A 13,642-nucleotide genomic window follows, 5' to 3' on the forward strand; every position below is an offset into this window, starting at 1 on the left:
AATAATGATGGTTGGGCTCGATCCCAACCCGTGAATAACAAGCAAACACAACATACGTGCAAGGAAAACAACATGCTCGCCACTCTCACCAGGCTGTTCCCGTTATGGGCGCTGCTGCTCTCTGCTATTGCGTATTACACGCCATCCACTTTTACGCCTGTCGGTCCGTGGGTGGCCACATTGTTGATGCTGATTATGTTCGGCATGGGCGTCCACCTGAAAGTGGATGATTTTAAACGTGTGCTCTCACGCCCGGCACCGGTTGCGGCGGGAATTTTCCTGCACTATCTGGTGATGCCGCTGGCGGCCTGGGTACTGGCGATGGCATTTAACATGCCGCCGGAACTCTCCGCCGGGATGGTGCTGGTCGGAAGCGTCGCCAGCGGCACGGCATCTAACGTCATGATCTATCTGGCGAAAGGCGATGTCGCACTCTCGGTAACGATCTCTTCCGTCTCCACTCTGGTGGGCGTCGTCGCCACACCACTGCTGACGCGTCTGTATGTCGATGCGCACATTCAGGTGGATGTGATGGGGATGCTGCTCAGCATCCTGCAAATTGTGGTGATCCCAATTGCGCTGGGTCTGGTGATCCATCATCTGTTCCCGCGCGTCGTGAAGGCAGTTGAGCCTTACCTGCCCGCGTTTTCGATGGTCTGCATTCTGGCGATCATCAGCGCAGTGGTTGCCGGTTCCGCCGCGCATATCGCGTCCGTCGGCTTCGTGGTGATTATCGCGGTGATCCTACACAACACCATCGGCCTGCTCGGCGGTTACTGGGGCGGGCGCTTGTTTGGCTTTGACGAGTCAACCTGCCGCACGCTGGCGATCGAGGTGGGAATGCAAAACTCCGGTCTCGCCGCCGCGCTGGGTAAAATCTACTTCGGCCCGCTCGCGGCCCTCCCCGGCGCACTGTTCTCGGTCTGGCACAACCTTTCCGGCTCTCTGCTGGCAGGGTACTGGTCCGGTAAACCGATTGATGAACAGCAGAGTGATGTCAAAGAAAATTGATCCCCTGCGAATGGGGGATTTCCCCCATTCCTTGCCTTCCTTGTTTGAACCTCATCACAAAACAACAAATATCAACACAAAACAAAAATATAATTAATACCTTTATTTTCAGTTAATTATTATAAATTTATTATTTTATCGAGAGCTGTATTCGTTCTTTTAATGTTGCTTTATTTTGTTTTGCTTGGGAATATGATCCCACTACAACACAGATAACCCCCTACCCTATCTTTTCTTTGAGGCCGCTATGAAAAAAATTGCGATTATTGGAAGCAGTGGAGGCAACCTCTACAACCTGGGTGGCGCTGAGCCAGAGAAGTTACTCCAGGAGATTTATCAGCAGTGTGAAGCCGCGGGTGTCACCGTCGCTGCCGTGCAGTTCATTGCAGCAGAGGCGTCGATGGATGTCGCCAAACCTGACACCCCAGCAGCCGTCTATGCCTTAACCACAGAAAACAACACAAAACCACAACGTATCTTCCAGGGTAAACTCTCCGAGGTGAATGCCTCCGTCGTCGAGAGCGATCGCCAGATAGCCGGGATGATCCGCCGCGGTGAGATCGACGGGATCGTAGTGATGAGCGCCGATCCGGTAAAAGCTAACCAGGCCGTTTTTGATGCCGCCGTAGAAATGAAAACCCCGATTGTCGGCACCGGCGGCACCTCGATGGCGCTGGTCGCCGCAAAGGGCGCCAATGTGGTCGCCACCTCAGGCACCACGGGGACCACCAGCCGCACTCGCGCGGTCTCTTTCGTCGCCTCGCTGTGTAAATACTGGGGTATCAAATACAAACCCCAGTTGGGCAGCGCGTCGCCTGCACAAGGCGGTTCCGGAAAGAGTCTGCTTAAGCGCTTTAACATCCGCAGCATCATGATCCCGGCGCTGCCAGGCTTTATCGCGATGGCGATCGTACTCGCCCTGAGCCACATCCCCGGGCTGGAAAAACTCAACGATATCTTTGAAATCCTGCTGAAGGGTCTGCCGGTGCTGGTTGCCGTGCTGGCGGCAAAACAGATCTCCGAACTTGATGAAGTCTCCATTGTAGCCGGGGTCGTCGCCGGGGTGCTTTCCGTTGAAGGCGGCCTGATCGGGGGGATTATCGGCGGTCTGATGGCCGGGATTTTTGTGCGCTGGTTGTTTGAGCTGTGCCTGAACTGGCGTTTCCCGATGACCACCGTCAACATCGTTGCCGGCGGGATTTCGGGTCTGACTGCTGGCCTGATCATGCATTATCTGCTGAGTCCCCTGGCGCTCTCCGCCGGTAACTACATCAAGCTGGCTATCGAAAGCACGCTGGCATTCAGTCCGATTCTTGCCGGGCTGCTGGCCGGTCTGGTGATCTGGCCAGCCATTCTGGGCGGTGTCTATCACGCGGTCATTCTACCGCTGGTGCTGCTGGAGATGGAGAAATCCGGCGTCAGCTTCCTCGGCGCTGTGGATATGGTGGGTCTGGTGATGGTTGCTGCCGGCATCAACCTGGCTAACGTCATCGCACCACGCGAAAAAAGCGAAGCGGCCGTCGCCACACCGGGCCTGCTTATCAACCTGGGCTTCGGAACGTTTGTGGAATCCGCCTACCCCTTCATGTTCGCCAACAAAATCGTCTTTGGTTCCGCCATCTTTTGGGCCGGAATGGGCGGCATGATGCTCGGCTTCTTTAACGTCAAAGGGGTGGCCTACGTCCCGGCGTTCGCCTCACCGTTCTTATCCAGCAACGCATTACAGATGGCGATTGTGATGTTCACTGTCATGGCAATGACCTGTATCACCACCATCATTGCGAACCGTTTTAAGGCTGTCGTACAGAGTGAATCTGTGGCGTCTGCCCGTTAATAAATGCACCAACACCAGAGGTACACCATGTTTAAAGGCGATATGAATAAAAAACGCGCCAAAGCGTTACAGAAAGTGAAAGATGCCATCGCGCTGCACGGTGGGCAAACCATCCTCAGCACGGGGATCACCGGCGACGATGCGCGCCTGGCAAAAGCGGTCTGTGAGGCAGGCGTGAAACTGCTCGAACCGAACCATCCTGCGCTGGCGCTGGCGCGCGGACACAAAGGGGTGAGTAACATGCACGCGGCGGAGCAAATCCGCCACGAAATCACCAACGGTCAGATGGCAGAAGCCGTGCACGGCGTGCGTAATGTGGTCCCGGACGACATCTTCATCACCGTGGGCATTGCGGGCGGTTTTACCGAAACGCTGCCCGTCCCGCTCAGCGAAACAGAGATTCTGGAGATTGCCCGCGCCGGAGCTGACGGTTTACATACCCATAAATCAGACTGGGACGACCTGCAGGACATCGTCAACCTCGCCCATCAGTATGGCCTGACCGTGGATGCCTACATTGGTCATCCGGATGATTTGCATACCTTCGGTATTCCGGCACGCACCCCGGAAGAGGTCGCCAGCGTAGCGAAGCGTATGCAGGAAATTGGCGTCGATATGATCGGCCTGATGACCGGCATGAGCTATGAAGGCGTGGCGGCAGGCGATATCCCGCAGATGATTAAAGACCGTCTTCGGGCGCTGGTTGGCGCGGTGGACGTCCCGACGCTGGCGGAAGGAGGCATTAACCTCGCCAATGCCAAAGCGTTTAAGGACACCGGGGTTAATATCCTGGTCGTCGGTACGGCAATCGACAATATGGTCTGCAATGCCGCCAAAGAGGCCGTGACCCCGTTTATCGCTCATGCCTAACGACAGAGAACAATAATGCTACTGGTTACCGATCTGGATGGAACATTGCTGACGTCGCAGAAGACTATCACGCCACGCACACGTCAGGCGCTGGTTGACTTTCGTCAGCGCGGCGGTCTGCTGGCCGCCTGTTCCGCCAGACCGGTCTCCTCAATGGCGCGCCTGTTACAACAGCAGCAAGTGGCAACACTGTTTGGCTGGTGCGCCGGCTTCAACGGCGGACAGATCCTTGAACTGGCGTCACACCGCATTCTGCATTCTGCGGCCCTTACCCGGATGGATCTCAGAGAGATTGACCGCCATATTTCGCTGTCCCGTTATCCTCACCATTTTTTTACTGCCCAGGCGATTTATCACCGCGACGATCGCCTTATCGCCCCGTGGACATCCTATGAGGCCAGTTTATTTGCGTTACCGCTTATTAGCGCCGCACCAGGGAATATCTTTAATCGTCGCGATATATTTAAAATTACGCTGGTCGCAGAACACGCCAGGATCGACGATCTCTGTCGGGAAATAAGTCGTCAGTTACCCAATGACTATAAGGCGACAATCACCGGTGGGAATTATATTGATATTCAACGTAGCGAAATAAATAAAGGCTATGCGCTAAATGAAATCGCCCGACAATTAAACCTGTCACCCACCGGGATTGCCGCCATTGGCGATCAACAGAATGACATCAGCATGTTCGCCGTTGCCGGGTTCGGCATCGCAATGGGCAACGCGCCAGATAGCGTGAAAGATCAGGCGCGGTATGTAACCACCACCAATGATGATGAGGGTATCGTCTGCGCGCTGGAGTGGTTGCGTTGCTCTGCGCATCCAGTTACCATGCGGCAAAGTTCGACCCTGGCGGAAAATAATGAACCCGATTAAAAGAAGAAAGCATATTCTTGATGAATTAAACAAGTTCGGTGAAGTGACCGTTATTAAATTATCAGAAACGCTGAACGTGACCTCGGAAACCATTCGCCGCGATCTCTCTTTGCTGGAGTCTGAAGGTCAAATCACCAAAATTCACGGTGGCGCGGTCAAAAAACAGGTTGTTCAGGAAGATGCATTTGGCGCGAGAATTGATGCCCATCGCGAAGAAAAAATGGCGATTGGCAAAGTGGCGGCGGGAATGGTCAGCGAGCGCGATACGCTATTTATTGATTCCTGTACCACGAATCTTATTCTTGCCGAACACTTACCCCCTCTCGCGTTTTCCGTTATTACCAATTCCGCCTTAATTGCCGATAAAATAAAAGAGCATAATCTCCAGGCGCGAGTCTATGTCTTAGGCGGTGAATACGATTACCATTTCCGCGCCAATCTGGGCGTCTCTGTGTGCCAGCAGATTAATGCGATTCACGCTGATATTTGCTTTATCGGTGCGGGTGGCATTTCGCCGCAGCATGGTGTACTCGTGAAGAGCTTTGACGAGGCATACGTTGCCAAAGCGATGATTGCGATGAGTAAAAAATCCGTGATTCTCGCTGACCATACTAAATTTGGTCAGGACGGCGTGATGTGTATCGCGACTCTCAAAGAGATCGATTACATCATTACGGATAAGGGATTTAAAACAACGGGTTATACACAACAGGATTTCGCAGGAAAACTGCGTATTGCTGACTGAGCGCTATCCGCCCGAGGCGTATTGCCGTACACTGAAATCACCAGGCAGACAGAGGGCACCCGTATGGCACTCCCCCGCATTACCCAAAAAGAGATGACCGAGCGCGAACAGCGCGAACTGAAAACGCTGCTGGATCGCGCCCGTATCGCGCATGGTCGTCAATTGACCAACGCAGAGACCAACAGCGTGAAAAAAGAGTACATTGATAAGCTGATGGCCTTGCGCGAAGCCGAGGCAAAAAAAGCCCGCCAGTTGAAGAAAAAGCAGGCTTATAAACCGGATGCTGAAGCCTCTTTTTCCTGGTCTGCGAATACGCCAACGCGCGGCAGACGTTAACGTCCTTTCTTCTTACGCCCCGGCGAGGTAAAGCGTTTGCCGTTTGCCGCCGGGCGCGCTTTCTCTTTGTTCGCCGTCTTTTCGATTTTCACCACCGGACGCTTGATTCCCGCGGTTTTCGGCTTCGCTTTCGCCTTCGGTTTCGCTTCTGAAGAAGAGTTTTCGATAAGCTTAAACAGCGTAATTAGCTCATCATCCGTCAGGTCACGCCATTCTCCCAGTGGCAGACCGGACAGGCCAACGTTCATGATGCGCGTGCGTTCAAGCTTCACCACTTCATAACCGAAATGTTCGCACATGCGGCGGATCTGACGGTTCAGCCCCTGAATCAGGGTAATCCGGAATACAAACGGCGCCTCTTTCTTCACCTTACATTTTTTTGTGACAGTACCCAGAATCGGCACGCCGGCACTCATCCCACGAATAAACTCATCCGTAACCGGTTTGTCGACCGTGACCAGATACTCTTTTTCATGATCGTTACCGGCACGCAGGATCTTATTCACCAGATCGCCGTGGTTGGTCAGGAAGATCAGTCCCTGGGAATCTTTATCCAGACGGCCAATCGGGAATATGCGCTTGCTGTGGTTAACGAAATCAACAATATTGTCACGCTCGCTGTCTTCGGTGGTGCTCACGATCCCCACCGGCTTGTTCAGCGCGATAAAGACCAGATCTTCCGCTTCACGCGGCTCAATCAACCGACCATTCACTTTCACGACGTCGCCAGGCATCACCTGGTCGCCAATGGTGGCGCGTTTGCCATTAATGAAGACATTCCCTTGCTCAATGAAGCGATCCGCTTCGCGGCGCGAGCAGATTCCGCTTTCACTGATGTATTTGTTGAGTCGTGTTGATGATGAGTCGGGCAGCATAATTTCTCCTTTGAATGCGGAATATACCTTACCTTGCTGGCGATAAAAAATAATCGTGCAAATTGGCCTCAGCGCTATTTGTGATCCGCCACACCTTTCGACACAAAAGTGTCTCCGATCTTTACGTGCAATTTTGTTGAATGAAAATTAACAGAATCAAGACATTAGGATTATGTGCACATCTGTGCCAACAACGAGCGCTCCGCACATCATATGTGCAACATTAATCGCCAGCCCATGACGCACAAAGAAGAGAAAATCTCTTTGAACTCCCCCTTTTATGAGGTTATATCAGATCAAGAGGGCAGATTGGTGATTTGCACAAATGTGCAGGAGTCTACAAATGGCGATGGAAAACAGTGATGATATCCGCCTGATCGTAAAAATAGCGCAGCTCTATTACGAACAGGATATGACACAAGCGCAGATCGCCCGTGAACTGGGGATTTATCGCACCACCATTAGCCGCCTGCTGAAACGCGGTCGTGAACAAGGCATCGTCACTATCGCCATCAACTACGATTACAACGAAAACCTGTGGCTGGAACAGCAGCTTAAACAACGATTCGGCCTCAAAGAAGCGGTGGTGATCACCTGCGACAACGAGCAGGAAGAGGAACAACTTGCCATGATGGGCGTGCACGGCGCGCAGTTGCTGGAACGTTTACTGGAACCCGGCGACATCATTGGTTTTTCCTGGGGACGCGCAGTACGCGCACTGGTCGAAGGGTTGTCGCCAGCCAGTCACGCCAGCTGATCTGCGTGCCGATTATCGGCGGGCCATCCGGGAAGCTCGAGAGCCGCTATCACGTCAATACGCTGACCTACGGCGCGGCGGCAAAGCTGAAAGGCGAATCACATCTGGCTGATTTTCCGGCACTGCTGGAAAATCCATCGATTCGCAACGGTATTATGCAGTCCCAGCACTTTAATTCGATTTCTGCCTACTGGGACAATCTGGATGTTGCGCTGGTAGGGATCGGTTCTCCGGCAATTCGCGACGGTGCAAACTGGCATGCCTTTTACGGCAGCGAAGAGAGTGACGACCTGCATGCCCGGCAGGTTGCCGGAGACATTTGCTCGCGCTTTTACGATATTAACGGCGTGACGGTAGAGACCACGATGAGCGAAAAAACGCTCTCCATCGAAACCAACAAATTAAAGCAAGCGCGTTATTCCATCGGCATCGCAATGGGTGAAGAAAAGCTTAGCGGCATTCTCGGCGCATTACGTGGAAACTATATTAATGCTCTGGTCACTAATAGCCATACCGCTGAATTATTGTTGAAGTAAATATACTCATCTTGATCCTGACGTAATTTATTTTATGTAGGATCCCCTTCTCTGAATTTGGGAGTTAATTATGCAAACGTGGTTAAATCTACAGGATAAAGTCATTATTGTAACCGGCGGCGCATCCGGAATTGGCTTAGCCATTGTCGAAGAATTATTAGCACAAGGCGCGAATGTCCAGATGGCGGATATTCATGGCGGCGAAGCAAAGCATGAAGGTAATAACGACTATCACTTCTGGCCGACAGATATTTCCAGCGCCAAAGAGGTTAATCACACCGTGGATGAAATCATCCAGCGCTTTGGTCGTATTGACGGTCTGGTCAATAACGCTGGCGTTAACTTTCCTCGCCTGTTGGTCGATGAAAAAGCGCCTGCAGGAAAGTATGAATTAAACGAAGCCGCGTTTGAAAAAATGGTCAATATCAACCAGAAAGGCGTGTTTTTAATGTCACAGGCAGTGGCGCGCCAAATGGTGAAACAGCGTAACGGCGTTATCGTCAATGTCTCTTCGGAAAGCGGGCTGGAAGGGTCAGAAGGCCAGAGCTGCTATGCCGCAACGAAGGCGGCGCTGAATAGCTTCACCCGTTCCTGGTCAAAAGAGCTGGGTAAACACGGCATTCGCGTGGTCGGCATTGCACCCGGGATTCTGGAAAAAACGGGACTGCGCACGCCGGAATATGAAGAAGCGCTGGCCTGGACCCGCAATATCACCGTTGATCAGCTGCGTGAAGGCTATAGCAAGAACGCGATTCCGATTGGCCGTTCGGGACGCCTGAGCGAAGTTGCTGATTTCGTTTGTTATCTTCTGTCTGAACGTGCCAGCTACATTACCGGAGTAACCACTAACATTGCGGGCGGAAAAACGCGCGGCTAAGGAGACGTTATGGTCAATGCAATCTTCTGTGCTCACGGCAAACTGGCCTGCGCCATGCTGGAATCGGTGCACATGGTCTACGGTGACGCCAACGTTGAGGCGGTCGCCTTTGTCCCCGGCGAAAACGCCAGCGACATCGTCACAAAGCTGGAAAAGTTAGTGAGTGCTCACATTAATGGCGAATGGCTGATTGCCGTAGACCTGCAGTGCGGCAGTCCGTGGAACGCCGCGGCAACGCTGGCGATGCGCAATCCGGCCATCCGGGTGATCAGCGGGCTTTCCCTGCCGCTGGCGCTGGAACTGGTAGATAACCAGAGCAGTATGAATGTGGATGAATTGTGCGAACACCTGACGACCATTGCACAACAAACCTGCGTGGTCTGGCAGCATCTGGAAACGACCGAAGAGGATTTCTGATGAATATTACCCTTGCCCGTATTGATGACCGCTTGATCCACGGTCAGGTCACCACCGTCTGGTCGAAGGTGGCGAATGCCCAGCGGATTATAATCTGTAATGACGACGTTTATAACGATGAAGTGCGCCGGACATTATTACGCCAGGCCGCCCCACCGGGAATGAAGGTCAACGTGGTGAATATCGAAAAAGCCGTCGCGGTTTATCATAATCCACAGTATCAGGACGAGACTGTATTTTATTTATTTACCCGCCCACAGGATGCGCTGGCGATGGTCAAACAGGGCGTAAAAATTGCCACCTTAAATATTGGCGGCATGGCCTGGCGACCGGGTAAAAAACAATTAACCAAAGCCGTATCCTTAGATGACGATGATATTAATGCGTTTCGCGAACTGGATAAATTTGGCGTCACGCTGGATTTACGAGTGGTCGCCTCCGATCCCTCCATTAATATTCTCGAAAAAATAAAAGAACAGTCGTTCGCGGAATAAATAAAAGCGCCTGTATTTATTACACAGTCATTCTGGAAGCATCACGGCGGCAAATGAGTGAATCCACAGGAACATAAATAACGATGTGACTGGGGGTGAGTCACAAATCTGTCGGGAACAGATTTGAACGTTGCGAAGCGACGGCCCGTCAGGGCGAGTCTCATGGATGAGACGAGTAATTCAGCCAACAACGAGGCAGCCTGAAGGACGACGTGTAAATGCTTTAACAGGCAGGGATGTTCACATTTTAAGGTGACCCATTATGGAAATCAGTACCCTACAAATTATCGCCATATTTATATTTTCCTGTATTGCCGGAATGGGCAGCGTGCTGGATGAATTTCAGACCCACCGCCCGCTCATTGCCTGTACGGTTATCGGCCTGATCCTCGGTGATTTAAAAACCGGGGTGATGCTCGGCGGAACGCTGGAGCTGATCGCGCTTGGCTGGATGAACGTTGGTGCCGCGCAATCTCCGGACTCCGCGCTCGCCAGTATTATCTCCGCCATTCTGGTTATCGTCGGCCAACAGAGCATCGCGACCGGTATCGCCATCGCACTGCCGGTCGCGGCGGCAGGCCAGGTCCTGACCGTCTTCGCCCGGACTATCACCGTGGTGTTCCAGCATGCGGCGGATAAGGCCGCAGAAGATGCGCGTTTTCGCACCATCGACATCCTCCATGTCTCTGCGCTGGGCGTCCAGGCGTTACGCGTCGCCATCCCGGCGTTAATTGTCTCGTTGTTTGTCAGTGCAGATATGGTCAGCAATATGCTCAACGCCATCCCGGAATTCGTCACTCGCGGCCTGCAGATTGCCGGTGGCTTTATCGTGGTGGTCGGTTACGCCATGGTGCTGCGCATGATGGGCGTGAAGTACCTGATGCCCTTCTTCTTCCTCGGTTTTATCGCCGGTGGTTACCTCGACCTGAGTCTGCTGGCCTTTGGCGGCGTCGGCGCGATTATTGCGCTGGTCTATATCCAGTTGAACCCACAGTGGCGTAAGGCCGAACCGCAGACGCAGACCTCCTCCTCCACCGCTCTTGACCAGCTTGATGACTAACGGAGCCCATCATGGAACAGAAAAAACTGACCAAATCTGACCTGTTTAGCATGTTTGTTCGCTCCAACCTGCAGCAGGCGTCTTTCAACTTTGAACGTATTCATGGGCTGGGTTTTTGCTACGACATGATCCCCGCCATCAAGCGCCTGTACCCGCTGAAAGAAGATCAGGTGGCGGCACTCAAGCGTCATCTGGTGTTCTTCAACACCACGCCCGCGGTGTGCGGCCCGGTGATTGGCGTGACCGCCGCGATGGAAGAGGCGCGAGCGAACGGGGCGGAAATCGATGATGGCGCGATCAACGGCATCAAAGTCGGTTTGATGGGGCCGTTGGCGGGCGTTGGCGACCCGTTAGTCTGGGGCACGTTGCGACCGATCACCGCCGCGCTCGGCGCGTCGCTGGCGTTGTCCGGCAACGTGCTCGGCCCGCTGCTGTTCTTCTTTATTTTCAACGCAGTCCGTCTGGCGATGAAATGGTACGGCTTGCAAATTGGCTTCAATAAAGGGGTCAACATCGTCAGTGACATGGGCGGCAACTTGCTGCAAAAACTAACTGAAGGCGCATCGATTCTCGGCCTGTTTGTGATGGGGGTGCTGGTCACCAAGTGGACCAGCATCAACGTGCCACTGGTGGTATCGCAAACCCCCGGCGCGGACGGCGGCACCGTCACGATGACCGTGCAGAACATCCTCGATCAGCTCTGCCCCGGCCTGCTGGCGCTGGGCCTGACGATGCTGATGGTCCGTTTGCTCAACAAGAAAATTAACCCGGTATGGCTGATCTTCGCCCTGTTTGGTCTGGGGATTATGGGTAACGCACTGGGCTTCCTGTCCTGATTTTTTCGCCCCGGTGGTCAGCCGGGGCTATCGCTCAACATGAGGTGGAATATATGTTAACAACAGCTCTACGCCTTTATGGCAAACGCGACCTGCGCCTGGAAACGTTCGAACTTCCAGAGATGCAGGACGATGAAATTCTGGCTACCGTGGTCACCGACAGCCTGTGCCTCTCCTCCTGGAAAGAGGCTAATCAGGGTGAGGATCATAAAAAGGTGCCGGACGATGTAGCGACCCACCCGATCATCATCGGCCACGAGTTCTGCGGCGATATTATCGCCGTGGGGAAAAAGTGGCAGCACAAGTTCCAGCCCGGCCAGCGCTATGTGATTCAGGCGAACCTGCAACTGGCGGATCGCCCGGATTGCCCCGGTTACTCCTTCCCGTGGGTAGGCGGCGAAGCCACACACGTCGTGATCCCCAATGTGGTGATGGAACAGGACTGCCTGCTGGCTTACGAAGGCGAAACGTACTTTGAAGGATCGCTGGTCGAGCCGCTCTCCTGCGTGATCGGCGCATTCAACGCCAACTATCACCTGCAGGAAGGCACCTATAACCACAACATGGGGATTCGTCCACAGGGTCGCACGCTGATCCTCGGCGGGACGGGGCCAATGGGGCTGCTGGCGATCGACTATGCGCTGCATGGCCCGATCAACCCGGCGTTACTGGTGGTGACCGATACTAACCACGACAAGCTGAGCTATGCCCGTAAACACTATCCTTCTGAACCGCAAACGTTGATCCACTACCTGCACGCACAGGATGCCGCTTACGACACGCTGATGGCGCTGACCGGCGGCCACGGTTTTGATGATATTTTTGTCTTCGTGCCGAACGAACAACTGGTCACCCTGGCCTCTTCCCTGCTCGCCCCCGACGGTTGTATGAACTTCTTTGCCGGCCCGCAGGACAAGCAGTTCAGCGCCCCAATCAACTTCTACGATGTGCATTACGCCTTCACTCACTACGTGGGCACCTCGGGTGGGAACACTGACGATATGCGCACGGCGGTTAAACTGATTGAAGAGAAGAAAGTGCAGGCCGCCAAAGTGGTCACGCACATTCTTGGGCTGAATGCCGCAGGAGAAACCACGCTGGAGCTGCCGAAAGTGGGCGGCGGTAAAAAGCTGGTCTATACCGGGAAAGCGTTACCGCTAACCGCTCTCAGCCAGATTGACGATCCCGCGCTGTGCGCTATTCTGGAACGCCATCACGGGATTTGGTCTAAGGAAGCCGAACAGTATTTACTGTCGCACGCCGAGGAGATTTAACATGATTAACCGCGACACCCAGTTGTGCATGTCGCTTGCCGGTCGGCCCGGCAACTTTGGTACCCGCTTTCACAACTATCTGTATGAAAAGCTGGGTTTAAATTTCATCTACAAGGCGTTTACCACCCAGGATATTGAAGCGGCGGTGAAAGGGGTTCGCGCGTTAGGCATTCGTGGCTGCGCGGTATCGATGCCGTTTAAAGAGAGCTGTATGCCGTTTCTCGACGCGGTCGATCCATCGGCAAAAGTCATTGATTCCGTCAATACCATCGTCAATGACGGCGGCAGACTGACGGGCTACAACACCGATTATATTGCTGTAAAAAGCCTGATTGCCAGCCACCAGCTCGACACCACTGCGCGGGTGATGATTCGCGGCAGCGGCGGGATGGGCAAAGCGGTGATTGCCGCCTTTCGCGACGCCGGTTTTCGCGATGTGATCGTCGCCGCTCGTAACCGGGACAGCGGTCCGGCGTTGGCGAAACAGTATGGCTTTCAGTGGCAGCCGCTGCCGGAAGGCATTGCCTGCGACATTCTGGTCAATGTCACGCCCGTCGGCATGGCCGGAGGTAAAGAGAGCGATGAGCTGGCGTACAGCGAAGCCATGGTCGCCAGCGCCAGCGTAGTGTTCGATGTCGTTGCCCTGCCGCCGGATACCCCGGTGATCAAACTGGCGCAGAAGCTGGGTAAAAAGACCATCAGCGGCGCAGAAGTAATTGCGTTGCAGGCCGTTGAGCAGTTCGCAATGTACACCGGCGTACGCCCGGATGACGCGCTGATTAGTGAAGCCGCTGAATTTGCCCGGGCGGGGTAACATGTGCAAATAACCCTCCTCTGATGA

14 protein-coding genes and 1 pseudogene are annotated in these 13,642 nt (G+C 53.8%); 14 read left to right on the top strand and 1 reads right to left on the bottom strand.

Annotated elements, in window-relative coordinates:
• The first annotated feature begins 72 nt into the window (after window positions 1-72).
• The 6 genes from panS to HVX64_RS21380 all read left to right on the top strand — a co-directional run bounded on the left by panS (window position 73) and on the right by HVX64_RS21380 (window position 5,675).
• Window positions 73-1,011: a ketopantoate/pantoate/pantothenate transporter PanS gene (gene panS / locus HVX64_RS21355; protein ID WP_044253390.1), complete on the top strand. Its 939-nt coding sequence runs from the start codon at window positions 73-75 to the stop codon at window positions 1,009-1,011.
• Window positions 1,012-1,258: 247 nt separating this feature from the next.
• Window positions 1,259-2,845: a PTS sugar transporter gene (locus HVX64_RS21360; RefSeq protein WP_044253392.1), complete on the top strand. Its 1,587-nt coding sequence runs from the start codon at window positions 1,259-1,261 to the stop codon at window positions 2,843-2,845.
• A gap of 27 nt (window positions 2,846-2,872) precedes the next feature.
• Window positions 2,873-3,715, top strand: coding sequence for a histidine biosynthesis protein (locus HVX64_RS21365; protein WP_044253395.1), 843 nt, complete (start codon window positions 2,873-2,875; stop codon window positions 3,713-3,715).
• Window positions 3,716-3,730: 15 nt separating this feature from the next.
• Window positions 3,731-4,594, top strand: a complete 864-nt coding sequence (locus HVX64_RS21370) for a Cof-type HAD-IIB family hydrolase (protein WP_044253398.1) — start codon at window positions 3,731-3,733, stop codon at window positions 4,592-4,594.
• Window positions 4,581-5,339, top strand: coding sequence for a DeoR/GlpR family DNA-binding transcription regulator (locus tag HVX64_RS21375; RefSeq protein WP_044253400.1), 759 nt, complete (start codon window positions 4,581-4,583; stop codon window positions 5,337-5,339). Before HVX64_RS21370 ends, HVX64_RS21375 begins: the two co-directional genes overlap by 14 nt.
• A gap of 63 nt (window positions 5,340-5,402) precedes the next feature.
• The gene (locus tag HVX64_RS21380; protein WP_044268573.1) at window positions 5,403-5,675 is read left to right on the top strand and encodes a DUF3811 domain-containing protein; all 273 of its coding nucleotides are present in this window, start codon (window positions 5,403-5,405) and stop codon (window positions 5,673-5,675) included.
• Here the strand turns inward: HVX64_RS21380 and rluF are convergent.
• Window positions 5,672-6,550: a 23S rRNA pseudouridine(2604) synthase RluF gene (rluF, locus tag HVX64_RS21385; RefSeq protein ID WP_044253404.1), complete on the bottom strand. Its 879-nt coding sequence runs from the start codon at window positions 6,548-6,550 to the stop codon at window positions 5,672-5,674. The genes HVX64_RS21380 and rluF overlap by 4 nt on opposite strands.
• 412 nt (window positions 6,551-6,962) lie before the next feature.
• Between rluF and HVX64_RS21390 the strand changes: the two are divergent.
• The 8 genes and pseudogenes from HVX64_RS21390 to HVX64_RS21425 all read left to right on the top strand — a co-directional run bounded on the left by HVX64_RS21390 (window position 6,963) and on the right by HVX64_RS21425 (window position 13,615).
• Window positions 6,963-7,843 (top strand): annotated as a pseudogene (locus HVX64_RS21390) (sugar-binding transcriptional regulator).
• 70 nt (window positions 7,844-7,913) lie between these two features.
• Window positions 7,914-8,720, top strand: a complete 807-nt coding sequence (locus HVX64_RS21395) for an SDR family oxidoreductase (RefSeq protein WP_042999006.1) — start codon at window positions 7,914-7,916, stop codon at window positions 8,718-8,720.
• 9 nt (window positions 8,721-8,729) lie between these two features.
• Entirely contained in the window at window positions 8,730-9,137 is a 408-nt protein-coding gene (locus tag HVX64_RS21400; protein ID WP_044253406.1) for a mannose/fructose/sorbose PTS transporter subunit IIA, read from the top strand.
• Window positions 9,137-9,631, top strand: a complete 495-nt coding sequence (locus HVX64_RS21405; protein WP_042999004.1) for a mannose/fructose/sorbose PTS transporter subunit IIB — start codon at window positions 9,137-9,139, stop codon at window positions 9,629-9,631. Before HVX64_RS21400 ends, HVX64_RS21405 begins: the two co-directional genes overlap by 1 nt.
• Window positions 9,632-9,893: 262 nt before the next feature.
• Window positions 9,894-10,691 (top strand): PTS mannose/fructose/sorbose transporter subunit IIC, encoded by a 798-nt coding sequence (locus HVX64_RS21410; RefSeq protein ID WP_042999003.1) that lies wholly within the window; start codon window positions 9,894-9,896, stop codon window positions 10,689-10,691.
• Window positions 10,692-10,702: 11 nt separating this feature from the next.
• Window positions 10,703-11,527 carry a PTS system mannose/fructose/sorbose family transporter subunit IID gene (locus tag HVX64_RS21415; protein WP_042999002.1) on the top strand — a complete coding sequence of 275 codons (825 nt, stop codon included), beginning with the start codon at window positions 10,703-10,705 and terminating at the stop codon, window positions 11,525-11,527.
• A gap of 53 nt (window positions 11,528-11,580) precedes the next feature.
• Window positions 11,581-12,801 (top strand): L-sorbose 1-phosphate reductase, encoded by a 1,221-nt coding sequence (gene sorE, locus HVX64_RS21420; RefSeq protein WP_044253408.1) that lies wholly within the window; start codon window positions 11,581-11,583, stop codon window positions 12,799-12,801.
• Window position 12,802: 1 nt separating this feature from the next.
• Window positions 12,803-13,615, top strand: a complete 813-nt coding sequence (locus tag HVX64_RS21425; protein WP_042999000.1) for a shikimate 5-dehydrogenase — start codon at window positions 12,803-12,805, stop codon at window positions 13,613-13,615.
• The last annotated feature ends 27 nt before the right edge of the window (window positions 13,616-13,642 follow it).

The organism is Citrobacter sp. RHB20-C16 (assembly GCF_013890155.1).
GTDB classification, from domain to species: Bacteria; Pseudomonadota; Gammaproteobacteria; order Enterobacterales; family Enterobacteriaceae; genus Citrobacter_A; species Citrobacter_A amalonaticus.

Coding starts and splice junctions, on each gene's coding strand:
- rluF (WP_044253404.1), bottom strand. CDS start 6,550: ATGCTGCCCGACTCATCATCAACACGACTCAACAAATACATCAGTGAA.
- HVX64_RS21370 (WP_044253398.1), top strand. CDS start 3,731: ATGCTACTGGTTACCGATCTGGATGGAACATTGCTGACGTCGCAGAAG.
- HVX64_RS21415 (WP_042999002.1), top strand. CDS start 10,703: ATGGAACAGAAAAAACTGACCAAATCTGACCTGTTTAGCATGTTTGTT.
- HVX64_RS21405 (WP_042999004.1), top strand. CDS start 9,137: ATGAATATTACCCTTGCCCGTATTGATGACCGCTTGATCCACGGTCAG.
- HVX64_RS21365 (WP_044253395.1), top strand. CDS start 2,873: ATGTTTAAAGGCGATATGAATAAAAAACGCGCCAAAGCGTTACAGAAA.
- panS (WP_044253390.1), top strand. CDS start 73: ATGCTCGCCACTCTCACCAGGCTGTTCCCGTTATGGGCGCTGCTGCTC.
- HVX64_RS21395 (WP_042999006.1), top strand. CDS start 7,914: ATGCAAACGTGGTTAAATCTACAGGATAAAGTCATTATTGTAACCGGC.
- HVX64_RS21400 (WP_044253406.1), top strand. CDS start 8,730: ATGGTCAATGCAATCTTCTGTGCTCACGGCAAACTGGCCTGCGCCATG.
- HVX64_RS21410 (WP_042999003.1), top strand. CDS start 9,894: ATGGAAATCAGTACCCTACAAATTATCGCCATATTTATATTTTCCTGT.
- HVX64_RS21425 (WP_042999000.1), top strand. CDS start 12,803: ATGATTAACCGCGACACCCAGTTGTGCATGTCGCTTGCCGGTCGGCCC.
- HVX64_RS21375 (WP_044253400.1), top strand. CDS start 4,581: ATGAACCCGATTAAAAGAAGAAAGCATATTCTTGATGAATTAAACAAG.
- sorE (WP_044253408.1), top strand. CDS start 11,581: ATGTTAACAACAGCTCTACGCCTTTATGGCAAACGCGACCTGCGCCTG.
- HVX64_RS21380 (WP_044268573.1), top strand. CDS start 5,403: ATGGCACTCCCCCGCATTACCCAAAAAGAGATGACCGAGCGCGAACAG.
- HVX64_RS21360 (WP_044253392.1), top strand. CDS start 1,259: ATGAAAAAAATTGCGATTATTGGAAGCAGTGGAGGCAACCTCTACAAC.